Source organism: Paenibacillus sp. LK1, from assembly GCF_002750415.1.
Lineage (GTDB): Bacteria > Bacillota > Bacilli > Paenibacillales > Paenibacillaceae > Paenibacillus > Paenibacillus taichungensis.
The window spans coordinates 1-26,591 of sequence record NZ_PEII01000020.1 but is presented as its reverse complement, the minus strand read 5'-3'; the positions used below and the strand labels follow the sequence as shown (position 1 = coordinate 26,591).

General features: G+C 45.7%; 30 protein-coding genes and 1 riboswitch. Of the genes, 3 read left to right on the top strand and 27 right to left on the bottom strand.

Going from position 1 to position 26,591, the window contains the following annotated elements:
• Positions 1-417: 417 nt before the first annotated feature.
• Positions 418-618 (top strand): hypothetical protein, encoded by a 201-nt coding sequence (locus tag CS562_RS30090; RefSeq protein WP_024633712.1) that lies wholly within the window; start codon positions 418-420, stop codon positions 616-618.
• Between the two features lie 108 nt (positions 619-726).
• Here the strand turns inward: CS562_RS30090 and CS562_RS30085 are convergent, their stop codons facing one another.
• The 13 genes from CS562_RS30085 to CS562_RS30025 all read right to left on the bottom strand — a co-directional run bounded on the left by CS562_RS30085 (position 727) and on the right by CS562_RS30025 (position 13,697).
• Complete coding sequence (locus CS562_RS30085) at positions 727-1,680, bottom strand: ribose-phosphate diphosphokinase (RefSeq protein WP_017691370.1); 954 nt, start codon at positions 1,678-1,680, stop codon at positions 727-729.
• Between the two features lie 101 nt (positions 1,681-1,781).
• On the bottom strand, positions 1,782-3,173 hold the full coding sequence (gene glmU, locus CS562_RS30080; protein ID WP_205525115.1) for a bifunctional UDP-N-acetylglucosamine diphosphorylase/glucosamine-1-phosphate N-acetyltransferase GlmU: 1,392 nt from the start codon (positions 3,171-3,173) through the stop codon (positions 1,782-1,784).
• 393 nt (positions 3,174-3,566) lie between these two features.
• On the bottom strand, positions 3,567-3,851 hold the full coding sequence (spoVG, locus tag CS562_RS30075; protein WP_017691372.1) for a septation regulator SpoVG: 285 nt from the start codon (positions 3,849-3,851) through the stop codon (positions 3,567-3,569).
• A gap of 188 nt (positions 3,852-4,039) precedes the next feature.
• Complete coding sequence (gene purR / locus CS562_RS30070; RefSeq protein WP_053778929.1) at positions 4,040-4,867, bottom strand: pur operon repressor; 828 nt, start codon at positions 4,865-4,867, stop codon at positions 4,040-4,042.
• A 98-nt stretch (positions 4,868-4,965) separates the two neighbouring features.
• Positions 4,966-5,820 carry a 4-(cytidine 5'-diphospho)-2-C-methyl-D-erythritol kinase gene (gene ispE, locus CS562_RS30065; RefSeq protein WP_076292144.1) on the bottom strand — a complete coding sequence of 285 codons (855 nt, stop codon included), beginning with the start codon at positions 5,818-5,820 and terminating at the stop codon, positions 4,966-4,968.
• A 149-nt stretch (positions 5,821-5,969) separates the two neighbouring features.
• Complete coding sequence (locus CS562_RS30060; protein ID WP_053778930.1) at positions 5,970-6,146, bottom strand: small, acid-soluble spore protein, alpha/beta type; 177 nt, start codon at positions 6,144-6,146, stop codon at positions 5,970-5,972.
• A gap of 223 nt (positions 6,147-6,369) precedes the next feature.
• Positions 6,370-6,645 (bottom strand): biofilm formation stimulator Veg, encoded by a 276-nt coding sequence (gene veg, locus CS562_RS30055; protein WP_053778931.1) that lies wholly within the window; start codon positions 6,643-6,645, stop codon positions 6,370-6,372.
• Between the two features lie 153 nt (positions 6,646-6,798).
• Positions 6,799-7,695 (bottom strand): sporulation peptidase YabG, encoded by an 897-nt coding sequence (gene yabG / locus CS562_RS30050; RefSeq protein WP_099859195.1) that lies wholly within the window; start codon positions 7,693-7,695, stop codon positions 6,799-6,801.
• 59 nt (positions 7,696-7,754) lie between these two features.
• A complete protein-coding gene (rsmA, locus tag CS562_RS30045; RefSeq protein WP_076292114.1) occupies positions 7,755-8,657 on the bottom strand; it encodes a 16S rRNA (adenine(1518)-N(6)/adenine(1519)-N(6))-dimethyltransferase RsmA in 903 nt (300 codons plus the stop codon).
• A 4-nt stretch (positions 8,658-8,661) separates the two neighbouring features.
• The gene (gene rnmV, locus CS562_RS30040) at positions 8,662-9,207 is read right to left on the bottom strand and encodes a ribonuclease M5 (protein ID WP_024633704.1); all 546 of its coding nucleotides are present in this window, start codon (positions 9,205-9,207) and stop codon (positions 8,662-8,664) included.
• 155 nt (positions 9,208-9,362) lie between these two features.
• On the bottom strand, positions 9,363-10,547 hold the full coding sequence (locus tag CS562_RS30035; protein ID WP_099859194.1) for a resuscitation-promoting factor: 1,185 nt from the start codon (positions 10,545-10,547) through the stop codon (positions 9,363-9,365).
• A 273-nt stretch (positions 10,548-10,820) separates the two neighbouring features.
• Positions 10,821-11,074, bottom strand: a riboswitch (cyclic di-AMP (ydaO/yuaA leader).
• A gap of 241 nt (positions 11,075-11,315) precedes the next feature.
• Positions 11,316-12,086 carry a TatD family hydrolase gene (locus CS562_RS30030; protein ID WP_175382525.1) on the bottom strand — a complete coding sequence of 257 codons (771 nt, stop codon included), beginning with the start codon at positions 12,084-12,086 and terminating at the stop codon, positions 11,316-11,318.
• 330 nt (positions 12,087-12,416) lie between these two features.
• A complete protein-coding gene (locus CS562_RS30025; protein WP_099859193.1) occupies positions 12,417-13,697 on the bottom strand; it encodes an HD domain-containing protein in 1,281 nt (426 codons plus the stop codon).
• A gap of 318 nt (positions 13,698-14,015) precedes the next feature.
• Here CS562_RS30025 and CS562_RS30020 point away from each other — a divergent pair, with 318 nt between their 5' ends.
• On the top strand, positions 14,016-14,270 hold the full coding sequence (locus tag CS562_RS30020; protein WP_024633700.1) for an AbrB/MazE/SpoVT family DNA-binding domain-containing protein: 255 nt from the start codon (positions 14,016-14,018) through the stop codon (positions 14,268-14,270).
• A gap of 279 nt (positions 14,271-14,549) precedes the next feature.
• Here the strand turns inward: CS562_RS30020 and rsmI are convergent, their stop codons facing one another.
• From rsmI to CS562_RS29955, 13 genes are all read right to left on the bottom strand, one after another.
• Complete coding sequence (rsmI, locus tag CS562_RS30015; protein ID WP_099859192.1) at positions 14,550-15,431, bottom strand: 16S rRNA (cytidine(1402)-2'-O)-methyltransferase; 882 nt, start codon at positions 15,429-15,431, stop codon at positions 14,550-14,552.
• A complete protein-coding gene (locus CS562_RS30010) occupies positions 15,432-16,211 on the bottom strand; it encodes a tRNA1(Val) (adenine(37)-N6)-methyltransferase (RefSeq protein WP_076292110.1) in 780 nt (259 codons plus the stop codon).
• An 85-nt stretch (positions 16,212-16,296) separates the two neighbouring features.
• Positions 16,297-16,665 (bottom strand): DNA replication initiation control protein YabA, encoded by a 369-nt coding sequence (gene yabA / locus CS562_RS30005; protein ID WP_024633697.1) that lies wholly within the window; start codon positions 16,663-16,665, stop codon positions 16,297-16,299.
• Positions 16,666-16,693: 28 nt separating this feature from the next.
• A complete protein-coding gene (locus CS562_RS30000) occupies positions 16,694-17,494 on the bottom strand; it encodes a PSP1 domain-containing protein (RefSeq protein WP_024633696.1) in 801 nt (266 codons plus the stop codon).
• Positions 17,495-17,610: 116 nt separating this feature from the next.
• Positions 17,611-18,582: a DNA polymerase III subunit delta' gene (holB, locus tag CS562_RS29995; RefSeq protein WP_063567539.1), complete on the bottom strand. Its 972-nt coding sequence runs from the start codon at positions 18,580-18,582 to the stop codon at positions 17,611-17,613.
• 9 nt (positions 18,583-18,591) lie between these two features.
• Positions 18,592-19,035 (bottom strand): YaaR family protein, encoded by a 444-nt coding sequence (locus tag CS562_RS29990; RefSeq protein ID WP_024633694.1) that lies wholly within the window; start codon positions 19,033-19,035, stop codon positions 18,592-18,594.
• Positions 19,036-19,299: 264 nt separating this feature from the next.
• Positions 19,300-19,629, bottom strand: a complete 330-nt coding sequence (locus CS562_RS29985) for a cyclic-di-AMP receptor (protein WP_017691391.1) — start codon at positions 19,627-19,629, stop codon at positions 19,300-19,302.
• Between the two features lie 62 nt (positions 19,630-19,691).
• Entirely contained in the window at positions 19,692-20,339 is a 648-nt protein-coding gene (gene tmk / locus CS562_RS29980; protein WP_091001839.1) for a dTMP kinase, read from the bottom strand.
• 242 nt (positions 20,340-20,581) lie between these two features.
• A complete protein-coding gene (locus CS562_RS29975) occupies positions 20,582-21,274 on the bottom strand; it encodes an LrgB family protein (protein WP_076292107.1) in 693 nt (230 codons plus the stop codon).
• The gene (locus tag CS562_RS29970; RefSeq protein ID WP_099859191.1) at positions 21,244-21,672 is read right to left on the bottom strand and encodes a CidA/LrgA family protein; all 429 of its coding nucleotides are present in this window, start codon (positions 21,670-21,672) and stop codon (positions 21,244-21,246) included. Before CS562_RS29970 ends, CS562_RS29975 begins: the two co-directional genes overlap by 31 nt.
• Positions 21,673-21,742: 70 nt before the next feature.
• Positions 21,743-23,596, bottom strand: coding sequence for an aminotransferase class I/II-fold pyridoxal phosphate-dependent enzyme (locus CS562_RS29965; protein ID WP_099859190.1), 1,854 nt, complete (start codon positions 23,594-23,596; stop codon positions 21,743-21,745).
• A gap of 20 nt (positions 23,597-23,616) precedes the next feature.
• On the bottom strand, positions 23,617-23,835 hold the full coding sequence (locus CS562_RS29960; protein WP_099859189.1) for a hypothetical protein: 219 nt from the start codon (positions 23,833-23,835) through the stop codon (positions 23,617-23,619).
• Positions 23,836-23,939: 104 nt separating this feature from the next.
• Entirely contained in the window at positions 23,940-24,125 is a 186-nt protein-coding gene (locus CS562_RS29955) for a sigma factor G inhibitor Gin (RefSeq protein WP_024633689.1), read from the bottom strand.
• Between the two features lie 596 nt (positions 24,126-24,721).
• On the opposite strand from CS562_RS29955, the gene CS562_RS29950 reads away from it, so the two are divergent.
• Positions 24,722-25,246: a hypothetical protein gene (locus CS562_RS29950; protein WP_063568461.1), complete on the top strand. Its 525-nt coding sequence runs from the start codon at positions 24,722-24,724 to the stop codon at positions 25,244-25,246.
• Between the two features lie 649 nt (positions 25,247-25,895).
• On the opposite strand, the gene CS562_RS29945 is transcribed toward CS562_RS29950, so the two are convergent.
• Complete coding sequence (locus CS562_RS29945) at positions 25,896-26,333, bottom strand: hypothetical protein (protein WP_099859188.1); 438 nt, start codon at positions 26,331-26,333, stop codon at positions 25,896-25,898.
• Positions 26,334-26,591: the final 258 nt, after the last annotated feature.

Sequence of the window (26,591 nt, the reverse complement as noted above, 5' to 3'; positions counted from 1 at the left end):
CGAATGTTATATTTCATATAATATCAACAAAGTGAGATTCGAATTGGTTATATAATTTGAACTAAAGAGNCAGCCTAAGGTGAAGCATAGACTTCGAATGTTATATTTCATATAATATCAACAAAGTGAGATTCGAATTGGTTATATAATTTGAACTAAAGAGTATTTACACTGGCACTCCGATGACAGAACAACTTTCCGATCACTGTTATCCCCAGATTTTTTTGAATTCTTTATGAAAAGGGAAAATCCGGGAATAGCTTATGCTTCCGATGTAGCTTTCTTGCAGAAAGCTTTCAGGCGCACGCTTCGCTTCTTCAAGTTATTTCTGTCCTCTCCGTTATCGTGTAAATGTTTAGTTGATCTTATATAGTGTTTACATTTATTATTTCATCAACCCAGGAAGGTGAGCGGGTTTTGCGCGAAGACAACGGACAACTGACTCAACATAGCGATTTTATCTATCATCTGGAATATCACGTACCTGTACAGGTATATGACCGCGACACCCATATTGAGATCGGACTAATCACACGTTTCGATAATCAATTTGTCGAAATTGCCGACACTCTTTTTCATCGGCGCCGGTTCCGTTTTATCTCCCGCCCCGGATACTAGAAATTCGGCAGGCACTGTTTCACTTCCAATATAACGGCACGCCGACAGGGGTTACATTTTCCATTGATCCGGAAAACGTAACCCCTCTACTACTTTATGCAGACATCCTTATTCAATTTCAAACAGCTTGCTGATTGACAATTCCTCATGAACCCGGATAATGGCTTCTCCGAGCAAAGGTGCTACAGACAACACTTTAAGTTTGCTTGTCGGGTTAGCATGCGTAATCGGAATGGTATCCGTTACGATAACTTCCTTCAGTGGTGCATTCTCCAAGCGTTCCATCGCAGGTCCGGACAATACTGGATGAGTACAGCAAGCGTATACTTCCTTCACGCCACCTTCCATCAGAGCATTCGCTCCCAGTACAATCGTTCCCGCTGTATCAATGATGTCATCGATCAGAATTGCTGTTTTACCTTCGATGTTACCGATAATGTTCATCACTTCGCTGACGTTCGGCTCTGGACGACGTTTGTCGATAATTGCGAGAGGTGCATTCAGGAAGTCCGCCAGTTTCCGAGCGCGCACTACGCCGCCGTGGTCAGGCGATACAACAACCGGATTTTCGATCTGTTTCGAGCGGAAATATTGAGCCAAAATCGGCACGCCGAGTAGATGATCGACCGGAATATCGAAGAATCCTTGAATCTGCATTGCATGCAAATCCATTGCAATTACACGGGTTGCACCCGCTTTTTCGATCAGATTGGCAACCAGTTTGGCTGTAATCGGGTCACGCGAACGGGCCTTACGGTCCTGTCTTGCATAGCCATAGTACGGAATAACGACGTTAATCGTCTTGGCAGATGCCCGCTTAAGTGCATCAATCATAACGAGCATTTCCATCAGGTTGTCATTAACCGGCAAGCAAGTAGACTGCACAATATAAACGTGACAGCCCCGAACACTCTCAGAGAGTTTCACTTGGATCTCACCATCACTGAAGCTGGTTGTGTGAGATTCACCCATTGGAATTCCGATATAATCAGCAATTTGATGGGCAAGCTTGGGGTTAGAATTGCAAGTAAATATTTTTAATTTCGAATCAAAATAAGTCATAAAATAAAAACCCTCCGTGCTGGTTCATTGGAATCTATAAGCGTCTGCGACATGTCGGCACCCCCCGATGTTCGGGAGGCAATTCTTAATATCAATACCCCTTATTCGGGTTTTGCATTTTGTTTCTTAGCTTTGGCACGACCACGAATTTTCTCCGCATATCCAGGTTTGTTCTCCTGGCGTGGGCGGGCAATCGCAAGATCGTTTTCGGGAACAGAATGGGTAACGGTAGAGCCTGCAACAACATATGCGCCTTTTCCTACCGTGACAGGTGCAATCAGATTGACATTGCTGCCTACGAACGCATCATCTTCAATCGTCGTTACAGCTTTATTATATCCATCATAATTCACCGTTATTGCCCCACATCCAACATTTACGTTTTTCCCTACTTTAGCATCCCCAATATAACTGAGATGAGATACTTTGGAGCCTTCATCAATTGTAGCATTTTTCACTTCAACAAAGTCACCAATTTTTACTTTGCGGCCCAGTTTGGTGCCTGGACGCAAATAAGCAAATGGACCTACAGTTGCTTCTGATCCAACCTCGGCTTGTGACAATACAGAATGCTTGATTGTAACCCCATCCTGAATGATACTGTCTTCCACATCTGCCTGAGGACCAATATGGCATGCTTCGCCAATGGTAGTAGTACCTTTGAGTATGGTACCCGGATACAATACTGTATCTGATCCAATGGTAACATCCGCCCCGATATATGTCGATGCCGGATCGATGATCGTAACACCGTTCAACATATGTTTTACCGCCAAACGTTCACGCATGAACGCTTCTGCTTGTGAAAGGGCAAGTCGATCATTAACTCCGATGGATTCCGCGATGTCATCTGACATGTAAGCTTCTACCACTTCTCCATCATTACGGAATATGCCAACCACGTCAGTGAGATAATACTCTCCCTGAGCATTCTGGTTCGTCACTTTCTCCAACGCAGCAAACAACTTGGCATTATCGAAGCAGTACGTGCCTGTGTTGATTTCGTTCACAGCATCTTCCTGCTCCGTGCAATCTTTCTGTTCCACAATACGTTGTACAGAACCATCTTCTCCGCGAATAACGCGGCCGTACCCTTTAGGATTGTCCAGTTCAGCTGTGAGAACCGTTGCTGCTGCTCCACGGCTCTCATGGAGCTTCATTAGTCCTTCCAGCGTCTCGCTGGTAACAAGTGGTGTGTCTCCACAGACCACAATGGTTGACCCTGCTTCACTACCGAGCAGAGATTTAACCTGCTTCACCGCATGTCCTGTTCCCAATTGTTCAGCCTGAAGCACGTACTCTGCTCTGGAACCCAAAAATGACTGCACCGCTTCGGCACCATGACCGACCACAACGACGCTGCGTTCAACGCCTGCGCGAAGAGCTGCATCCAGCACGTGACCCACCATCGGTTTACCGCATACGGGATGCAGTACCTTGTACAATTTCGATTTCATCCGTTTGCCTTGCCCTGCAGCAAGAACGATTGCCATTCTTTTCAAAATTTACGACCTCCTGTTCTGAAAAACCCATCGTTTGACCTTACCTGTATATATCCGATGAGTAACGTTCAGCCGGCCCTGCGCCGGTCTTGTTCATCGCCTGCTGTCTCTGTAATCACGCGTAACAACGCGGACACCAAAAAATCGTGACCTATATGTATACGCCGTGTACCTGCGAGCTTAACCGATTCCCATGATTCCTAAGATGCCGCCCTGTTACCAAGCGCACGCTGCGCTTTTTGTTCTTTCAACATTTTGCAACATTTAAGCTGCGAAAATGCTCTTCTGTGAATAAACTCAATACTGAATATATCTTATTCCGGTCAAAAAGAAAAGAGAGCCATAAGACATGGCTCTCTTTTCCTTCGAACCCCAATAATGTTCTCAGGCACCTTCTTCAATGACTTCTTCCTCAGTTGCTGCGCGATCATACTCAGTCAAAACAGCTGCTTGAATCTTCTCGCGAGTACCGGAAGAGATCGGGTGGGCGATATCACGGAATTCTCCGTCAGGAGTCCGCTTGCTCGGCATAGCAACAAACATTCCGTTATTGCCATCGATGACGCGAATGTCATGAACGACGAATTCGTTATCGATGGTAATGGATGCGATAGCCTTCATTCTCCCCTCAGAGTTAACACGGCGGAGTCTGACATCCGTAATTTGCATGTGTGTGTTCACCACCTTTTTCCATCAGAACTTGGTGTATAATTCCACACAGCACATGCGAACTCCTTCTTTTTATAACCACAAAAATGTCCTAATTTCAGGAATTTTTTTATTTAATACACAATTCGACAATGTTAGTGCCAGGTCGATGGAAAAGAACCTTTCCCGACATGTAATTCGTCATGATTCTACAGGTCAAAATAGTTGCCAGGCTTGACGGAAATGTGTCTGCTCTTCGCATCAACCGCCGTCAGCTTCGCCAGAGATATGTAGTCCGTCAGCAGTCGTTCTTCTGAATCAACCGATCCAGATTCTACTAATACGCCTACCCCGGCTACCGTGGCATTAAACTCGGCCAATAGGTCGATCATCCCTTGGACGGTTCCCCCGGCTTTCATAAAATCATCTACAATGAGCACTCTGGAGTGCTCACGCATTGCCCTGCGAGATAGGGACATGGTATGTAGGCTTTTATGGGACCCGGATACATAATTGATACTTACGGCCGATCCTTCCGTAGCCTGATGGTCCCTGCGCACGAGCACTACAGGCAGATTGAGCTGGGCTCCGGTAGCATAAGCTAGCGGAATCCCTTTAGTCTCGACCGTCATCACCACATCAATATCCATGTTGCCAAAGGCCGTTGCAAAAATCTTGCCGGCTTCATTCATCAATGCGGGCTGTCCAAGCAGGTCGGACATGTACAGATATTCACCAGGGAGTATCCGATCCGGCTGCGCGAGCTGGGTAGAAAGTCGTTCTGCAAAAGCCAGTGCCAGTTCTCTGGACACCTTTGGAATCCACTTTACTCCCCCGGCTGCTCCAGCCAGTGTATGCAGTTCTCCCGAACCACCTTCTTCGAACACTTCCTTGATAATCGCCAAATCTTCACTGATCGACGACTTCGCAGCTCCATAGCGTTCGGCAAATGTGGTCAACGGAATAACCGTATGCGGTCTAGACAATAAGTACTGCGTCATTTCAACCAGCCTTGCGCTTCGTTTTAATTTCTTCACAGAGATCCATCCTCACGATCACGGAAAACATCCAAATCCGAATAATTATTTAAAAATATACCACCTTTATACGTGTTTGTACATTATAAAAGCGAATATTAAGTTAGCATACGTACGGCATACACTTCTTTACAGAAGCCTCGCAGTCCATTGTAGACTCGGGCAACCTTGGACTCTTTGGAGACAAGCCCAAACACGGTTGGACCACTGCCTGACATTAATACTCCGTCTGCTCCAAGCCGAATCATGGCATCTTTCAGATGCTGAACTTCCGGATACAGCTTCAACGTTACGTCCTCAAGCACATTCCCCATCTGCCCGCAAACTTCGGCAAAGGATTGATTGCGAATGGCCTGCTCCATTTTGGCAGCACTTGGATGACGAACAATCTTGTCGCTGCGGAAACGTCCATAGACGTCGGCTGTGGACACATTAATCGGTGGCTTGGCCAAGATCACCCAACATTGCGGGGGATTCGGCATCGGTGTCAGCTTCTCACCACGGCCTGTAGCGAGTGCTGTTCCACCTGTAATGCAGAAAGGCACATCAGACCCCAGTTCGGCTCCGAGCTCCTGAAGCTCTTGATCCGGAATGTTGAGACGCCAGAGGCGATTCAATCCACGCAGCGTTGCTGCTGCATCACTGCTGCCACCAGCAAGTCCGGCGGCCACCGGTATTTTTTTGTCTAGATGAATATGAACTCCAGTTTTCACATCATAACGCTCTTTGATAAGCCTGGCTGCCTGAAATGCCAGGTTCTTCTCATCCAGGGGGATATATCCCGCCTGACTGGAGATGAAGATCGTGTCACGAGGAAGCTCAGACATTTCCAGTCGATCGGCAAGATCCACCATCGTCATAATCATCTCAACTTCGTGAAATCCATCTCTTCTTTTATGTAGAACGTCTAGCATCAAATTGATTTTAGCAGGCGCTTTTTCGTAAATTTTCAAGGCGTTCACCCGTCCTCACCTTTTCCCTAAGACAACTTAACATATTATATCAAAATGGGGCTGTCAAGTCATTTCTATTCCGCATCCATGGGGAAAAAGCGAGGTCATTCCTGCCGGATTGCCCCGCTCTCCAAACCGATTGAACCGGATTACGATTTGCGTGCCGCTTCTTCCGCAAGTTGAATGGCCCGTTTCACCATATTGCCCGCATCCTTCGCTTTGATCCCGCCCCAACCTTCCTGCTGGACGGTATCATAGAACCCTAGGTCTTTTGCCAGTTCATTCTTGAGTTCATCCGACATTACACTTCTTCTTCTCCGGCTCATGGGTCATCCTCCTCGAAATAGTTCATTCATAATAAGTCCATTCGTATCCGGGACTATTTGCCCTCAGGCCAAGAAAAATGCCTTGAACCTGTCCAAATAGTATGCCGCTTCTTCTCCAGACTCATTCCTGATCAACTATGCCTCTCCGATGAATCGAGCGGGCTTATTGCAAAAATAAAAAAAGCGACCTGCCCAAGGGGGCAGAATCGCCGTAAATCGATACTTACGTCTCCATGTAGGAGCTATGCGTCTGGCTGCCTGGATCAAATACCATGACTTCCACCGATTCCGTAAGTATATCAGCATAACTGTAGGATACTCGCTTGAAAGTTTCTTGCTCCTCATCAAGCTTGACAATAAAAACAGAAGGGTACGTTTCTTCCAATACACCCGTACGCTCAATGGTCTTACGGCGGCCACCATTAGCCCGCAGCATAATTTTCTGACCGATATGTGCATCGAGATTGCGTTTGATATCCAATAGCGTATTTTTAGCCATTGTCGACGACCACCTCTTTTCTTGTCCATTATACCGGATTTTACAGTCATTGTCAAATCAAAACTAATTATTATATCAGTATCAAAAAGTTGTTGTCAATGAATTTTTTTGCAAACAAAAAAAGCCCCTAAATGGGGCTTTTTTCTGCCATCTTCAGACGGCTGATGGATTCACTTTTAACGTGGATAAATCATTCAATCCGGGCAGACCTACGCGATAACTTCCCCTTGTCTCTACGCCGCCCACACCCTGGCTACCACTAATCGTGTTATGCAAAATGTCATTCATGTTCACGGTTTCCCGCACCGACGTGAAGGCTGCCTTGGCTGCCACATAGACTGGATCCAGAGCATGAATGAGAATTCGGCCTGGTGAACTGGCAAAGTTCGCTCCAGCCCGCAGCAAGGCCTCAAAGTGGGACTGACACGCGCCAGCTACAATCGTGAGCGCATCGAGATGACGTTCATACTGCCTAGCCACTTGAATAGCGGACACGAAGTTCTGCGAATTCTTGTAGCTGCCCAGACTATATAAGTCGTAGGGCTGACGAGTCTTGAGTACGCCGTCATGGCCAGTAATCACAACAATATCCGGACGCACTTTCGGCAGCAGACGATATAACGTGTCAGCCATGGCAGACTCATGTACATATTGGCCCTCTGCGGGAACACGAAGCTGCTCATAAAGGTTCATGCTTTTTTTTAGATAATTAGGATCACCATCCAAGTGCAGCACTTTGCCAGGCATCTCGAAATAAGCCGGTTCTTGTTGCACAGACCATTCCTGAACTATTCCTTCACGATTGCGCTCAGCCTGTTCCATTCGATTCTGCTGCAGGCGTGAGAGCGTCTGATGTGCCTTCACGTGAGCCTGCCTCGTCTTCGCACTCTGCGGTTCATAAGGAACCTGTATCAAATCGTCCACAGGGGAATCGGCTAACAGCCGGAACTCGGTCCCTTTAATGATGGCACCGTCCGACTGGAGGCCTTGCACCCGAAAAGTCACATCTCCACCGTATGACTTTCGAACGACCAAGTCTCCGATATTCATCAACATAATCACCTCTACCCCATCGTATGGGCAGAAACCCGGATTGGTTCATCCGAATTTTACAGAGCTGCGCGTACTCCAGCTTCCCACATTACGGTACAGAGTGTTGCATACTCCTGCAGGCTCAATGTTTCTCCCCGTCTTGAAGGTTGAATACCGGCCTGCTCCAACAGCTGATCAGCCTGTTCTCTGTTCTCCTTTGTGAAGAAACGAGCTTTCAAATTATTTGAGATTGTTTTTCTACGCTGCGCGAAGGAAGCCTGTACCACTTCGAAGAAATGTGCTTCGTCGGGAACTTCAACCGGTGGTTGCTCACGCACCTTTAACTTGATTACTGCCGATTCCACATTAGGTTGCGGAATGAAAACCGTGGGCGGAACAATACAGACCAATTCCGGCATACTGTAGTACTGAACCGCAATGCTCAGACTGCCATAGTCCTTTGATCCCGGTGCAGCAGCCATACGTTCAGCCACTTCCTTCTGGATCATGACTACAATACTGTCTACAGGCAGCTTCTCTTCGAGCAGCTTCATCATGATTGGTGTCGTTACATAGTAAGGCAGATTGGCCACAACACTCACTTTATCTACCGTTCCAAAATCGGTGCGGAACAACTCGGCTAGATCCAGCTTCAGCACATCCCCGTGATGCACACGAACGTTCGGATAAGGCTGCATCACTTCACCCAGAATCGGAATCAATCTCTGATCAATCTCTACAGCCGTTACAGGACCAGCTACACGAGCCAGACGTTCTGTGAGTGCGCCAATACCTGGTCCGATCTCAAGTGCGCCCTTAGACTCGTCCAGATCAGCTGCATTTACAATTTTGTTTAATATATTTTGATCGATCAGGAAGTTCTGACCCAGGCTCTTCTTGAATGAAAATCCGTGTCTTTGAATAATTTCTTTGGTTCGTTTGGGTGTTGCAATCTCTACGGTTTCTTCCATGCCTTTCATACGCTCACAATCCTTCACGTTCAATTTGCGATAATGCTTCGGAGAATTCTTCCCGGGTAATCTGGAATACACTCAACCGCTTGTGGAACTGCTTGCCGTTGCAATAACCTATACCCAGAAGATTGCCCATCTCCATACGACGTGCAGCAGCCTGTGGGTGCACAATCAGTCCCGCCGCAATCAGATCCTCCCAATCGATCAGACTTGGGGCGCCTTCATATGACGTGTGTACACGAGCCAGTGCATGACGAATCGCCTCCGGTGAGGCGTTCTCCACTCCGATATCGCCCTTGCGCGTAGCATCTGCCTCCGGAATGAAAGCATGCTTGCAACCAGGTACCTTATTGGCGATGATTTTACGAATACGTTCACCAGCATGATCCGGATCTGTCAGTACAATGACACCACGTCTCTCTTGAGCAAGTGCAATACGCTTTAGAATGCGCTGGTTGATGGCAGATCCACCAGTCTCGATCGTATCTGCCTGAACCGCACGTCGAATGGCTACGGTGTCATCACGACCTTCTACCACGATCACTTCTTTTATCATGTTCCATTTCTTCCTTTCTAACGCAAAAAGAAGAGGAATATCCTCTTCTCTGCCAAACGGCGGGGGAGACTGAATTCAGACCCCTCCGCCGTATATTCCGCATGAATCATTCATGCTTATATTTTATAGCATTCCCATTTCAAAGTAAAACGATTTTAGTTCGCTTCCGGCTTCACCGGACCAATCACATATACCGTCTTGCCTTTCTTCCGTCCGAAGTTCAGGGCATGCTTCACACTATCATAATACACATCAATTTTGTTGCCTTTAATGGCACCACCTGTGTCTTCCGCACGACGGAAGCCAAGGCCCTCGATATACACCCACCAGCCAATTGGAATGACTTTGGGATCAACTGCAATGGTACGTCCCTCGGTTACCCGAGTACCTGATGCTGTTTTTGTGCCGATACCGGGCTCTTCAGAAGAGTATGCCGTCATGGATACGTTTTTTAACACTTTAGAATATTTAAAAGAATTTCCTGAGACGGTAATTACTTTGCTGCCCGAGGCAGCGGTTTTCTTCGAGTTCGTGGTTGTTGCTTTTTTTGTCGTGGAAGTCTGCGCTGATACCGTCTGAATCACTGGCTCTTTCACAACAGGTTTGGCTTTGGTACCAACGGCGATCACTTTATCAACGCGATTCGTTGCGACCGATTTACCCACCATTTTTTTGGAGACCAATTCTCCATCCTGGAACACCTTTTCAATATGCTGTACAAGCGTGCCTTCTTTACCGCTCACAATGACACGATTGTCGCCTTTGTACAAGCTAGGGTCAGCCGTTTTGATCACTTTATAAGCAATCGGCTGTTCCACTTCCACCGTACGCTTTGTTACCCGCACTACACGAATTTTCATATCCGCTTCGATAGTGGTTCCAAGCGCCGGATACACTTTGTCTTCACTTGCAATCTGAATACCTGATTTTTTAATCGCATCTTTTACCGATGAATCGGTTGTATACAGAGTCTTGGTGTCTCCGTCTGCCGTAATCTTAACTGGAACGGCCCGCTCAATAACGATGCGGTCTCCATCTGTAATCGCCCCATTCAAGGGCATGGATACCTGATCGTGAGGGCTGACTGTGATTGACTGCTCCTCCAGCATTTCCTGAAGCATTCCTGTACGAGTCTCTACCGCTTGAGCCTTGCCATCAATAACCAGTGAAATTTGTTTCCCGGCCTGACCGTAAACGACTAACAAGATCATGATTGTAAGCGCAATTGAGAAAATCGCGATCAATGCCATTTGACGCATGTTCTCATGCTTCCACCGCAACGCGAAAGACTTACTGGATGATCGTGACTCATGGGTCTCTTCTGGTTGGAATGTGCCCACTTCTCCGTCCTCCTTCATAGCCTCGCCGTCTAAAGTAATGCATGATGTCTTTGACGCGACTATACCAAATTTTCTACAGAACACAGATCGGACCAACATAATCCGGTTCTGCACCATGAATCAATCTTCGCAACATGATGTCATCCTCCTGAATACTTACCGTATGATGACAGTATTTCTTTTATTCAAAAACAAAAAAGCCAAAGAAAGAGTTTAAGAGGAACTCTTTCGTGGCTTCCGAATGATTCTGAATATCGGAAATTCATGCACGAGGTTGCCTCTCTTTTTCCGCTTGCGAGGTTAGCTGTCGGGTTCGGGCGAAAGAGAGCCGCCCTATCTCCGGTCATCCGCTCATGGCGGACGCCCTTGAATTCACCCCGAGACCCAAAGAAGAAATCAAATACGGCTTCGCAGATTCATACGCTGCTTTTGGGTCAGCGCATGTTGCGCATCGGCTGCAAACACCGATGTTTAAGCCCTATTGGTTCCCCCGCTCTCCGTTAACGGAGACTCAGCGAGACTGATTCATGAAAGTAATGTTGTTTCATCGGAAAGTGTCCCTTTGTTCATCCCCCGAACATCTGTCCAATTTTCCGCACAACAATTCACTGAAAAGATGATATCCTGTTTCTATGCATGTTGTAAAGCGTTGTTCAAGTACGTTTTTCTAAATATTTGGTTAAAATATTGTAATATTCTTGATTTATTTGGATCAAAAAGCAAATTAACTCCGCCTAACTCACTTTTTCACCTGTTTTGCTCGATATTTTAACGAATCCCAAATCGTTCCATGGCATTTTTGGTCGTTATTGCTGCAATTTCCTCTACCGAAATGCCTTTAATTTCCGCAGCTGCTTCTGCAACCAGACGTACATGCGCTGTCTCATTTCGTTTTCCACGATAAGGGTGCGGTGTCAAATAAGGGGCGTCCGTTTCGATGAAAAATCGGTCCATAGGAACCTTCTCAAGAACCTCTTTGGGCTGCTTCGCATTTTTGAACGTGATTGGCCCTCCGAAGGAAAGATGAAAGCCCAAATCCAGGCACATCTTCGCTGTTTCCCAGCTGCCAGAGAAGGAATGCATAACACCGCCTACTTCCCCGGCCTTCTCTTCACGCAGAATCTTTACAATATCCTCATGCGCATCCCGGTTGTGAATGACAATTGGCATATTTAACTCACGGGCAAGACCAATCTGTTGTCGTAATACGCGATGTTGAACCTCTTTCGGTGAAGTGTCCCAGTAATAGTCTAGACCAATTTCACCAATGGCTACCACTTTTTCATGCTTGCATAAAGATGCAATCCATTCCAGATCACCCTCCTGCATCGTGATTGCATCCACTGGGTGCCAACCTACCGCAGCATAGATAAAATCATAGGTTTCAGCCAGCTTCATCGTGGACGGAATGGTCTCCCGATTAAAGCCCACGTTAATCATGCGACCAACTCCTGCATCCACGGCACGCTGAATCATTTCCTCGCGGTCCTCGTCGAATTGTGGTGCATCCAGGTGTGTGTGTGTGTCGAACAACATCATGCTGTATTTCTCCCTTCATGTCGAATAAACGACTATCTCTTTTTAATGTATCCTGTACATCTTAACCAGAACATAAATATTACTAAATTGGATCATGTTTTTTTATATTTCATTCCATTAGTTTATTGAACACAACATGTAGAACGAACAAGTTCCTTCATATCTATATGTGCTTATTTTTAGCAACTCGGGTTGTATTCTAATTGCTCAGATTACAAAATTATGTCGATCTACATGTACTCTCCATTAAAGCAGATTACTGTATCATGAAAAATAGCTCTTTTCGAAAGCTTTTTTGCATCATGATTCTTGAACAGCATTGCACATCATTTAATGTGAGAAATAGGGGCGAATATGGGACGGTAATTCATGAACAATCGCATCCACCTTATTCTGCGGATAATACAAATGATGTTTTCCGCGATGAAGACCACTGATTGAACGGACAATGTCGGACACCTCTGACAACTCATGTAACTTGTCTTGCCGATCAAGCAGCAAAATCTGCTTGTCCGTGGATTCATCCGGACGAAACACATCATACGGATTATCCGTTGGAAAATCAATTTCTAGATCATACTCGGGATTGAGACCGGCTACAATGAAGGCTTCCCGAATCTCTTCAATCATGTTTACGTCGATCTGTTCAATCTCTACATACTTATATAATTTGCGATCTATAAATCGTTCGCATAACTCACTTAGAACAGTATCGTCCTCTTTGCGCCACTGCATAAATGCCGTCTGAATCAAAGCTTCGTCCAGTTGCAAATATTCTTCCACTGATAAATCTCCATTGAATAACTGGGGCAGTGGATCAATCATGAAGCGGAATTGAAAACCTTGCTGTATGAGACTTTTTGCCCGCTTAAATATTTGCCGCAATATAATTTCCGAACTCCGGGTAACCGGATGAAAGTAAATTTGCCAGTACATCTGGTACCTGGACATCAAGTAATCCTCCACGGCGTGCATGCCAGACTCCTTGACCACAATTCGTCCATGATATGGACGAAGCATACGCAGGATACGGTCAAGGTCAATCGTCCCATAATTTACACCTGTAAAGTAGGCATCCCGAAGCAAGTAATCCATGCGGTCCGCATCGAGCGGGCTGGTAACCAAATTAACAACAATAGGTTGCTCATACGTTTTTTGAATAACAGAAGCCACCTTCTCGGGAAAATCAGGAGCATACCGTCTTAAGATCGCCCCTACTTCGGTATCACCTGTAATGATCCGACAAGTCCAATCCTCATGATTCATATTGAAAGCTTCTTCTATAGAGTGAGAGAATGGCCCATGTCCAAGATCATGGAGCAATGCTGCGCAAAGGGCTACCGTCTTTTCCTCCTTTGGCCAATCTGAATAGTGACTTCTTTCGAATTGGGAAATAATCTTACGCGTAATTTCGTAAACGCCCAAGGAATGTGAGAAGCGGCTGTGCTCTGCACCATGGAAAGTAAGAAACGATGTTCCCAACTGACGGATTCGGCGTAAACGTTGAAACTCGGGCGTGTTAATCAACTGCCATATAATCGGATCTTGCACATGGATATAATTATGTACCGGATCTTTAAACACCTTTTCTTCCGTTAAACGCTGTTCCATGTCTATTCACTCCTTTAAATATCGTTTGTATTTGTCGCTTTTCAGTATAATACCACCAAGGATTCGACACGCTTTGACGAATCTTGTCGAATAAGGTAGTTTTGTCGTTTTCCAAATCGACAAAGCTGACATTGATGTTTAAATACGAAAAATGGCTTCCAATCCCTTACCACTCGTAATCTTATCAAAAACAGCCTTTATTTTAAGCTAATTTTAAGGTTGACTGTTTTGGGAATCGTTGGTATGATGAGTATCATAAAACATAAAATAATGTCGAATAATGACAATGATCGTTAGCTGAGAGGAGCACTGATTATAATGATGAAATCAACAGGTATTGTAAGAAAAGTGGATGAACTGGGACGGGTAGTTATTCCAATCGAATTGCGCCGTACGCTCGGTATTGGTGAAAAAGATGCTCTTGAGATCTATGTTGACGGCGAGCGCATCATGTTGAAAAAATACGAACCAGCTTGTATCTTCTGTGGCAATGCAGAGAACGTTACTTATTTCAAAGGTAAAATTGTTTGTAACGAATGTATTTCCGAAATCCCTGCACCTGTGACAAAATAAGAAATATCCGCTATAATAGTCTTATTAAATTGTTATTTCTAACCTTTTTATATTCCTTGATCGCCTTCCCGGTGTGAACCCCACCGCTGGAAGGTATTTTTTTGCTTTATTATTGGTTTTCATTACCCCAAAAATAGAGCTACGAGTCTATACAACTCCAAAAAGAAGAGCGGTGACGTTCGTAATATATTTTTTTCTCCGCTCTACTCGTTTTCATATTCCATTAAGGTTGGACCTAAGGTTCCTTTAAGTGTATGTTCTCTATTTATTGATTCGTTATTAGATTAACGCGTTATATACATCTCGTTTCGTCAAACCCCGATCTGTTGCCGTTTTCTTCATCGCATCTTTTCGACTAAGTCCTTCATTCTCATAATGGCTCACATGATCATCCAAAGACAGCAGCTGCCACCAGGCTTCCCGCTCCGCCTTACGCTCCTCTTCCCTGATACCTTCTACAAGCAAACAATATTCTCCAAGGGGCGGATGTTCCTCAAGCCATTCTATGCATTCTTGGATACTGCCTCTTGCGAACTCCTCATGACGTTTCGTCAGCTCACGTGCCAGTACGATCGAGCGATCACCCAAAATCTCTTCGAGATAGGCCAACGTTTTGCGAATACGGTGAGGGGACTCATAAAATAACAACGTACCGTTGGACTCATTAAAAGCTTCCATCACTTTTCGCATGTCTTTTTTCTCCCGCGGCAAAAAACCGCCGAATGTGAAACGCTCCGTCGGTAAACCGGATACGATCAGAGCTGATAACGCGGCATTGGCTCCAGGGATGGGAATGACCGTAATTCCAGCTTCAAGCGCAAGTTTTACAAGATCGGAACCAGGGTCCGAAATGGCCGGCAGACCGGCATCACTGACGAGTGCCAAATTTTTTCCTTCTATTATATAGCGTATTAGTTCAGGCCCACTGGCTCCCTTATTATGCTCATGGTAACTGAACAACATCGATGGTGTAATCTCAAAATGGGTAAGCAGCTTTCGGGTCTGACGTGTGTCTTCCGCTGCAATGATGTCACAGCTCTGCAATGTTTTAATTGCTCGAAATGTCATATCGTCCAGATTACCGATTGGTGTTCCTACTAAATATAGTTTACCGGCATCATCTGACCGCTCTGCGTAGCTCTTCTGAATATGCAATGTCATCTATAACCCTCCTTCCGTTGTACGTTGTGCATGCTGTGCACCGTAATATATGTCCATAATTTCTTCGCAGTATTTCCCCTCTTCATTGTAGACAATCAGTGGTGGAAGCATGCGTACCTCCGGTTTCCCATCCTTGAGTGCTTCAATCAACACCATATTAGCTTCCAAATGAGCACGGGGATGTACCATCCGAATCCGCTTCGGTTCAAGTTTATACTCACGCATCAGAGAGATGATCTCACCTAAACGCTGCGGACGATGAACCATGGATACTTTACCGCCATTGCGCACCAGTCGATTGCAGGCCTGAATGACTTCCTCCAGCGTACATCCGATTTCATGACGTGCCATGGCCTGATGAGTGTTCATCTTGAGGTCACTTCCATTCAAGGGCATATACGGAGGGTTAACCGTTATAGCATCGTATACAGCATGGCCCGTTTCTTTCACGAGTTCACGTAAATCACCTTCATGGATCGTAATGGATTCTTCCAATGCATTCAGTTGAATGCTACGGCGTGCCATATCTGCCAATCGCGGCTGAATTTCAATGCCTTCCAGACTCGCCTGAGTCCGTGTGGTCAACAGAATGGGAACAACCCCATTGCCTGTACACAAATCAAGCACACGACCACGTTTCGGTACTGAAGCAAATCGGGCCAACAATACGGCATCCATTGAAAAACTAAACACTTCATCACTTTGAATAATCTTCAAATCATGAGAGAGCAAATCGTCGATTCGCTCCGAATCTTGCAGTTTTACTGATATTTCTGTCATATGATACACTCATCCTCCGGTACTCTATATCTCAGACAAGGTTCTTAACCTTGAAAAAAAACCGTAGGGGATCCCTACGGCCACTTCATTTATTCAAAAAAGACAGGCAGAACAGACAATCGCCTTCCGTCCGCAAATGTCCATAATAGACATTGCAGATATGGAATCCTTCGTGATACAACCGAGCAAGATTATCATATCCTTCACCTACAACATCTTCACCAGTAGCAGGACCCGCAGGCCTTGCTACCGGAGCGAGTGCAGATGCGATGGGCAAATCTGCCGGGGCCTCACGCTTCAGCAGTTTGCGTAACTGCTCATTCTCGATGGTAAGCCGCTGATTATCTTCAAGCAGCTCTTTAACAATCATTTTTAACTCTCCTAAATCACTGTGCAACTGACCCAATTGGGTTTCCATTTCATGAATGTGCGTAAACAGATTTTTCTTTTCCAAGTTTCCACCCCGAAGCAACCTTTATGGTTTACTTGATAACGACGTCATCCAGCGGAAGTTCTTTGACTTTACTGATGTCGAACAGTTGAACATGGACTGTGCGATTACCGGCATTAATGCCGACAACTTTTCCTTCACCCAATGAGGTGACGACCAACTTGCCTACAGCCGGCAATTCTTCTCTCACACTTTCATAGTTATCATGCTCAAATTTCAGACAACACATGAGTCTTCCGCACAACCCGGAAATTTTCGTCGGATTCAGTGACAGGCTCTGATCTTTAGCCATCTTGATTGATACCGGCTCAAAGTCTCCCAGCCAGGAAGAACAACATAATACTCGGCCGCAAGGTCCGATTCCTCCAAGCATCTTTGCTTCATCACGTACACCAATCTGTCTCAGTTCGATCCGTGTCCGGAAAATGCTTGCCAGATCCTTGACCAGCTCCCGGAAATCTACTCTTCCTTCAGCTGTAAAATAAAAAATAATTTTATTGCGATCAAACGTAAATTCCACATCGACCAACTTCATTTTGAGGCCGTGGTCTTTGATTTTATTTAAACAAGTACCGAATGCTTCTTTTGCTGCGCGCTTGTTCTCATCTACGACACGGGCATCTGTCTCGCCCGCCACCCGGATGACCTTTTTGAGCGGCAACACCACATCAGACTCGCCTACTTCTTTCTTGCCAACGACAACCTTACCGTACTCTACCCCCCGCGCTGTCTCCACGATAACGCAGTTTTCTTTTTCAATGGGAAGGTCCAGGGGATCGAAGTAATAAATTTTGCCCGCTTTTTTGAAACGGACACCCACTACACTGTACAAAAAATTAACCCCCTCGTAAGCCAATCCCACTTCGTCTGAAGCCCTGTCTTCTTAGGGAACCCGCCGAAGTTATAACCGTTTGCATATGATTGGAACAAAATCTTCCTCTCCCAGTCTTATGCCAAACCGATCAAAAATTGCTCCAGACAAAGCTGGCCATTGACATTGAAACGCAATTTTTTTCTGCATGCTGCGGCCATATCCATGTAGGAAACCCACTGCTCGGTGCTGCGGGTATGGGCCAACTGAGACAGCATGTCCAACTGATCTATAAAAACGATATGTTCATGCCTACCATACTGGACATACAGCATATCCCTGAACCATAAATGGAACAGGCTAAGCATCGTATCCAGGTGTTCTGAGAGTCCGGTTTTAAAAAGCTTCTGCTGTGCAGAGATCAATGATGTACTTCCTCTACCCAGGGACTCCTTCCCTAATTGTAACATTACGTTTCTAATTTCTGCAAACCAATTCTGCTGGAGAATTTCTCTACATGCTTCCAATCCTGACGCTAAATGGACGGCAGAGCGAGCCAGATTGGCAGGGTGCCCTTCCGCAATCAGCGATTGCAGCATCTCTTCCGGATTTAATGCACTGAAAGGAACCAATTGAGAGCGTGAACGAATGGTGGGCAGCATAGCCTGTCCATTATCCGTAATCAAAATGCCTACCGCGGGCACCTGAGGTTCTTCCAGAAACTTCAGCAAGCTGTTGGCCGCTTGGACAGTCATTTTCTCAGCCTGTTCAATAATATATACTTTGGGATGCCCCGCCTCTGAACGGTACGAAAAGATACGCTGCAGATCCCGAATTTGATCAATTTTAATGTTATTTCCATCCGGTGCAAGCATGGTTAGATCCGGATGATTTCCATGTTCCACCTTACGACATTCAAGACACTGTCCGCAGGCATCATCTTCAAGCTCTGTACAGAATATTGCTTTGGCAAATGTGATCGCCGTCTGCAACTGTCCACTGCCGGATGGTCCGCTAAACAAATAGGCATGACTTATGGCATGACGTCTCAAACTGCTCTGTAACATCTGCTTGGCTGCCTGCTGACCCATAATTTGTTGAAAGGACATACTTCCTCCTCAGAAGCTTAAATTAATAAGCATTCCCCGAATTTCTCCTACTTGCTGTAATAACGTAATCTTGCCCTCTTCTGTTTCCAAAAGCTCATCAGCCATGGATAATAAGGCAGAGTCAATCTCATCAATTAACTTGTAACGTTTCCCTCTTCCCCGACGATCCCATCCTCGAGTCTCTTTCATAGACACACCACGACGGACCGTTTCCTCCAGAAATCTTTTTACAAGCTGCTTGTATGCTTTTAATTCTCGAATGGTCATGGAACGTGACAAACGATCACCCTGCATCTGGATTTCACTTAATCGGCGGGTAAGTTCAGCCTGTGATGCCCGTTCACCCTGGTGATTCATCATATCAGAGAAATTTTTGGATTGAACCGGTTTGGAGCCGGAATCGGAAGAACTGAGTCCACTCTGCATCGGTCGGAATCCAGGATTGATTTTCATGAAAACGCCTGCTTTCTACCTTAGTAGGCCAATCGACCATCAGCACAGTGCGCGCTGCGCCTGTGCATGGAGGAGACCTTATATATGTGCTACATCATACTCTATATATAATAGTAGTTAAATATCACCACATGGATCTATTCGTTGGTTAGTCAACCTCTGTCCGAAATAAAATCTTCCCTGATCGAAAAGTTTTTTCCGGACAGAGAACGCGATTCTTGATAACAAGAAGGACGCTCAATAGGATTTATGCGAAATGCATCATTAAAAGTGTTCGAATCGATCTACCGGAAGAACAAACACGGTAGCTCCACCTACTTGAACTTCGACAGGTAGCGGCAGGTAAGAGTCGGTTGTTCCGCTCATCGGAGTGACTGGAGTCACGAGCTGTTCACGAACCTTACAGCTGCTGCGAATGACGTTCATTACGGACTCGACCTGACCATCATCGACACCGATCATAAACGTCGTGTTGCCTGCCTTCAAAAATCCACCGGTACTGGCCAATTTCGTAGCCCGAAAATTTGCTTTGACCAATGCGCTGGATAATCGGTTGCTGTCTTTATCCTGTATAATCGCAACAATCAGTTTCATCCTGCATAACCTCCTTCAGATAATAAGCACCTTGTGAAATGCCCTGTCTATATATTAGACAATTACTCGTCAAAATCCTTCAAAATCCCTGTCTCAAGCGACAAAATCATTGCTGCCAAGACCTCTTCTTGCTTTTGAGAAGCATCGATGACTTTGATCCTGTCAGGAAACTGTTCCTTCAGCAGAAAATAGCCTTCACGCACTTTGCGGTGGAACTCCAGACTTTCGAGATCCAGGCGGTTAACTTCACGTCCATCGTGGGCATCAATGCGGGCGAGCCCTGCTTCAGGCTCGATATCCAGATAGAGCGTGACATCTGGCATTAGTTCACCTATTGCAAACCGATTGATGGCCCAAACATTCTCTACACCAAGACCACGAGCGTATCCTTGATAGGCCAGACTGCTGTCGACAAATCGGTCACAGATAACGGTCTTCCCTGCCTTCAATGCAGGCTCCACCTTCTCTGCCAGATGCTGGCTGCGTGCAGCTGCATAGAGCAGCGCTTCGGTTCTTGCATCCATTGCCGTATGAAGAGGATTGAGAATGATGGCACGTATTTTCTCCGCAATTTCAATCCCGCCAGGTTCCCGAGTAACTACATATGGTATACCCTGTTCTTCAAAGTAAGAACCTAGCTTACTGATCATCGTTGTTTTGCCGGACCCTTCTCCCCCTTCCAACGTAATGAATTTACCTCTGCCCTGCATATGCTTCCCTGCTTTCTATATCGATAATTGCTCCTAATTGTGCTGCGATAACTACAATCTCGATCCTCCATACTCCAGACTATGAATGAACCCGCCCAGAGGTGTATGTTCATGAATTACTCCATAGATTGGTTTGAAAGTATTTCGAGTTTGGTACAAGCTTTCTTATTATAACTACTATACATGATCCCGCGTTAACGGTCAGCTATTCTCCAATATTTCCGTTAAGGCACATAGCCTGATCAGCCGTAAATCAACCATACCCATAGAGGGAGCATGACAGAGCCGGCAATAGCACTGACAATCATGGATACGGAACTCAGTGCTACCGCATTTTCTCCATACTCAAAGGATCTTGCCATGCCCAGTGCGTGGGAAGCCGAGCCGAGTCCGATCCCATACGCATTTTTGCTACTTACTCTGGCCCATTTCAATATCAAGGGTCCCAATAATATCCCCGAAAATCCGGCTATCATCACAAATAACGAAGTGAAGGATGAATTTCCTCCCACCTGATCAGCCAGTTGAATGGCAACAGGTGTCGTAATGGATTTGGGCAATAAAGCGATAACGATATCTTGCGGATAACCGAGCAGCAGCGATATGGCGGCCCCTGTGGACATACCAACGATGCTTCCACCCAAGGTCCCCCCTAATATCGGGATAATATTCCGTTTCAGTACATCAAGGTGTTTCGCCAAAGGAAATGCCAGAGAAACTACAGCCGGCCCCAATAACTCCTGTATCCATTTGCCACCAAGCATGTACGTATCGAGATTAATACCGGAAAGGACCAGAATCAGTACGATTACAGTCGTTGCCGTCAAGACGGGCATAAGGATCGGCCACTTCAACCTTCTATATAGATGAGTCGCCGGAATATATATAGCCACGGTCAAGGCAATCATTCCGATTCCGAGGATGAATGCGAGCATGAGATCGCCTCCTTCTTGCCTTGATGCGTCGATCTCCACGCCATGAGCCATTCACTAATTTTCGCAGACAACAGACAGGTAACCAATGTACTAACGACCAACCCCAGAACAAGCAGCACGGTATTGGCTCTAAAAAAATCAAAATGATTGATTATGCCCACCGTGGGAGGGATAAATAATAATTGCAAGTTCGATTGAAGCCAGGATGATCCTTCTTCGCCCCAGCTTATTCTGATCCATCCCAGTTGAATGACGATGAATAGAAGCAGCATCCCGACAATACTTCCTGTTAACGGCAGATGCAGTACAGCCTGAACCAGGTTTCCTATCCAATAAAAACTGTACATCAGTATGACTTGCAGGACTATTCCCGTATATTTTTTTAGCGGAATATCCAAAGTTTGTTCCCTTCTTTCTTATGTCCAGACAACAATGATGTCCTAACTTGTTTGAGCATTTTGCATGAATTCAAAGCGTGTCTTCTAAACTCAATAATTCCCTGATGATTTTCAATGATTGCAGCGAAGTATCCGATACACCATGAAATCTTGCTCCTTCATCTCTCAGCAGCTTAATACGTGTTATCATGGCTGCACTTATTCGTTCACCAGCGTACACAAGGGGTATACCGGGAGGATACGGAGTGACCATCTCCGCAGAGCGAAGACCTACACAATTATCAATGGATACCTCTGTCGTATCCTCCTCCATAATCGGCTGCAACGTAAACGGGATAGGCTCCGAAAAAGGAGTGCCTTCTTGAAAATTGTTCCACGTGGAAATATAATTTGCAGCCTCTTTTGTAAAACGCTGTGATTGCTCACCAAGAGATTGGCTCTGCTCCTGTTCAAGGCTAATTTGCTGTAAAGCCTGCAACAGGTGCTCGGCATCGCGCAGCGTCGAGCCCAGGCTAAAGAGCAGAACGACGTATCGTTCGTCGCTCATTTCGGGCACGCAGCCGCGCACTTCCAGCTGCTGCTGCAGCCCATAACCGCTCAGCACCCCTGTGCCGTCATAGATGACGGCCTTGAACGGGTCCTGAGCGGTGTACCCCGCGGCTGAAGGCAACGCCGCCGCGGGCAGAGCTTCAAGCCGCCCCGGTGCACCGGCGGCCTCGGAATTACCGCCAGCTGCCGGCTTCGTCCCGGCTGGCGACTCTTGCTGCAGCAGCTGCCACGGCTGCAGCATCCGAAAGCGCGGCAGCTCCGCGAGGCCACGCTTAAAGGCGTCCACGGCGGCAAGCCCCGCCGTGAAGGCATTCGCGCCCTGCGTATGCAGCAGGCGGCGCGCCAGATCAAGCGAAGCCATCACCGGGTACGATGGGCTTGAGCTTTGCACCATGGCCAAACGCTGACGCAGCAAAGACCGGTTTAACCGTGGTCCTTGAACGTGCAGCATGGCTCCCATGGTGAAAGCAGACAGCATCTTGTGGGTCGACTGCACCACACCGTCTGCTCCGCATGACAGTGCGGAGGCTGGCAGCTCCGGATGCTGTCCATAATGCGCGCCATGCGCTTCATCCACGAGCAGCGGTATGCCTGCCTCATGGCACACCTCAGCAATGGGCTTCAGATCAGCACCCATGCCATAATAATTGGGCAAAGTCACAAGTACTCCCTTTGCCTCAGGATATGCTTGGACAGCGGCCTGCACCGTCTCAAGCGACGGCATCACCGCAAGTCCACTCGTTGGATCAACCCATGGCTCCAGGAATACAGCCCTTGCGCCTGCCAGCATCAACCCGTGAATGACGGACTTGTGCACATTACGCTGTACCAGTACAAGACTATTAGGCTCATTACATACGGTCAGCAATAAAGACAAGTTACCAGACGTACTGCCTCCGACAAGAAAGAAGCTCTCCTCTGCTCCAAAACAATCCGCTGCCAGCTGCTGTGCCTCCAATATAACCCCTTCTGGATGATGCAAGTCGTCCGTCCCCGAGATTTCCGTTACATCCAGCCGCATCATCTCCAGAAACGCACTCACCGGTACAATATCTGCTGCAGATCCGTCAGTTCCATTCTCAGCATGAACCGTCAGCCCGTGAATTTCATTGCCATGCCCTTGTTCCTCAGCTTGTCTGAAGCACTCTTCCCCATCTTTTACTGAACAACCTAAACTTTGTTTTCCCTTTGCCTCACCCTCATTACGGTGAATTTCACCGGCTTCCCCATCTAACTGCTGCTGGTCCGCTTGCTCCAGTAACCCCCGATAGACTTGTCCGTTCTTATGCCCAGGTACATGAAAAGAACGCTGCCCTGAATCACGATACGCAAGCAACGCTTCATATAAAGGTGCGGTATTTGATTTATGCTCCATTGAATAATCATCCTGTACATTCATAAATTTTGATATTGTTCGTACCAATGCTCTCTCTCTATAACAACAGACCTCTCCAAGCATGTTTCTATCCTACGATCTGCTGTATTCAAAACGTGTAGGTAAAGCACTTCTCCTTTCATTATATCAGGAATTGTCCAGCCCCCCATGCAAACCACCGTTTCCACCGATGCAGCATCATCATATCCAGTCACCCCATGGGTGCTTATCATGTCCATTTTCCCCTCCTTATTTACATAATAGAAACAGAAAAAGGCCCCTAGGGCCTCTATGCACATCGATACAAATCAATGTGATGTTCATTAATATGATTTAACGCTCTTTATGCGTTCTTTTGCACCCAAATCTGCTTCATTTGATGAATAAAATAATTGTACTTGGCATCTTGTGCATCCGTATGAACCATTTCTGCTTCGCAAGCGTCACATATAAATTCGGATACAATAAAAATGCCTTCTCTTTTGGTCTGTTCGCAGATAATGCATGTGTGTTCGGCGTGTCCTTCCATCAACCATCCCACCTTGTTTTACGTATTACTATCAGTATTGCACAGTTTCTATTATTTTAAACCTTTTCATAGTGCTTTCTTTCTATAAAATATATATATTCGCTTACCCCTCTGTGGGTGTCTGTACCGAAAACAAACATAAGAAAAATGCCATTCGTTCTATACTTCAGCGAGACAGCCTGCATTTGTTACCCCTTCTCCTTAACCTTATAACGTCTCTAAAACCTCGCAGACCTGTAATTTCTTCTATTATATGAAAACCATTTTGAACAGCCATTACAAGAAACATTCCCGCATTTCATTGTATTTCTTATGTAATTATCTCCTCCTTCTACAGCTACGAAAAACTTATATTCTATAATCTTAAAAAAACTTGGATTTTCAGCCGATATATAATACATCACCATTCAGAACCTGACAGCCAGGTCGTTTCAAAGGTATACTTGTATAGAATTATTCTACTTCCATATCTTGTACATCAATCTGGAGTACATACAAGGTTCAAATGTGCAACTCAGCGTCATCCATTTCCTTATTTATGAAAACGAATACCTTTTACGAATGAACATGATCCCAGAAGGAGGATTTGTAATCGTATGATCGCCGAACCGGAGAATAAAGCAACCTTTTATCAATACCGGCTTCTGAAAAAAAAGGCCATTGCCCGCAGCGTAATCTTCAGCTATCTGTCTTTACCTGTAATTATGCTTTTGTTTAATCTGTTAGCATTCTCCTGGACCGGCCTCTTCTACTTTATCCTGGCAGGCCCGATCACACTATGGATTCATTATGTCATCGCCAGAACCATATTACTGCTGGTCCGTACCTCCTATGCACGTCGTTGGCGATGGAATCTCAAAATGCCTTGGTTTGGCTATATTCCAGACCAACATTTCAGCTACCGTATGTTCGTCCGGGTCCACCTCAATATGAGCTGGATTGGATTATGCATCATTACCGTCTGTTTAATATGGTCACCCTTGTCCTTCACCCTATCGTTGATTTTCTGGCATCTGTGGCTGCTTGTACCGCGTCTATATGTTGTACTTGTTCTGTCACGCGAACGTAAGGACGGGCTTATCAAATTAAATGAACAAGATGTCTCCTACTACCTGCAATAATTGTTCTTCTAACCGTTATCTATAACCTTGCCTACACGCAATATATAGTAGAACCCAGTAATACATAATCGCTAAAGCTAATCCATACCTTCTATTCAAACTGACGCAACCACTCCTATGACACGCTTCTTTGATTACTGCGTCATGCTTCCAAACCTTAAAGGTTATCCACTGTGGATAACCTTTATTCATTTCCCCTCCCTTTCTCCCTTATCCACAGCATGGGTATAGTTAAAATGGTTATCCCCAATAGAGTTCATTCATTTCCGTTCCGTCACTCCCTAGCTTATTGAATACCTTTTGTGATATTGAGTATGTATTAGGCTCATAATCGCTCCTTTCGGTATCTTCTCCCCTTTTCTATGTTTAGTTGCTCTACAGACGACTGAAACCAGCCTCTACAGGCACCTACTATCTTTGCTATCTATGCCTCATGTCTCCTGTGTGAGTGCTGTAAGCCTGCCTCTCTACAGCTCCTGGTTAAGTCACCGCCAAAAGAAAAACTCCGAACGATCCATTGCTCATCTAATATGGTTCATGACAGACAAAAATAAATATAAAAAGCCCCCGATCAGTAATCGGGAGCTTTACTATCATACGGACCATTACACCGTTAATTGTCGAACCATTACATCAAAGCACAACTCATTCAGTCATCATCATCAAGTGATTTTACTGTCGTCTGGGCAGCTTCATTTTTCGGAACCATTACCGTGAAGAAGCCATCATGTACAGCTAGATGTACAGTATGCCCTTCTTTAGCAAATACACGTAGGGAACTTGAGTCATTGGATGTACTCTTGGCTTGCTTTTCTGTCCAACCCCAGCTCTTAATCTCGTCTAGATACACCTCAGGAATACTAGTGCTCTCACTAATACCAGATAGCGTATATCGAACATAATCCATATCCGAATTGTTTTCAGACTGGTCAGATTTATTCGCCACTTTAGGAACCGGGAAACCCTTCTCGTTTACCGCTCCTTCATAAGAAGTCCATGCAGATCCTGCTTCACCACATCCTACAAGCACGCCTACCAGGCCGAGCAAGAGAAACGAATGAAGAACTAGTCTTCGCCAACTTGTCACACACACCCTCCTTTTCACAGCTGCACATTCCAGCTCTGTGGTCAGGTACTTTTAGCATATTTAACATAGTCCTATTATACTGGTTTCGAATGCGTTTTCCGTAACAAAAATGTTACCTTCATTTCAAGACTTTTTAAAGCATTCATTTACCCTCTTTTGAAAGTCAATTCAACCTCTATTAATATCAGCTTCCAACGCCAAATTTCAGTCCATCTTCAAAAAGCTAATCCTGTATTTTTGCTTATAAACAAATAAAAA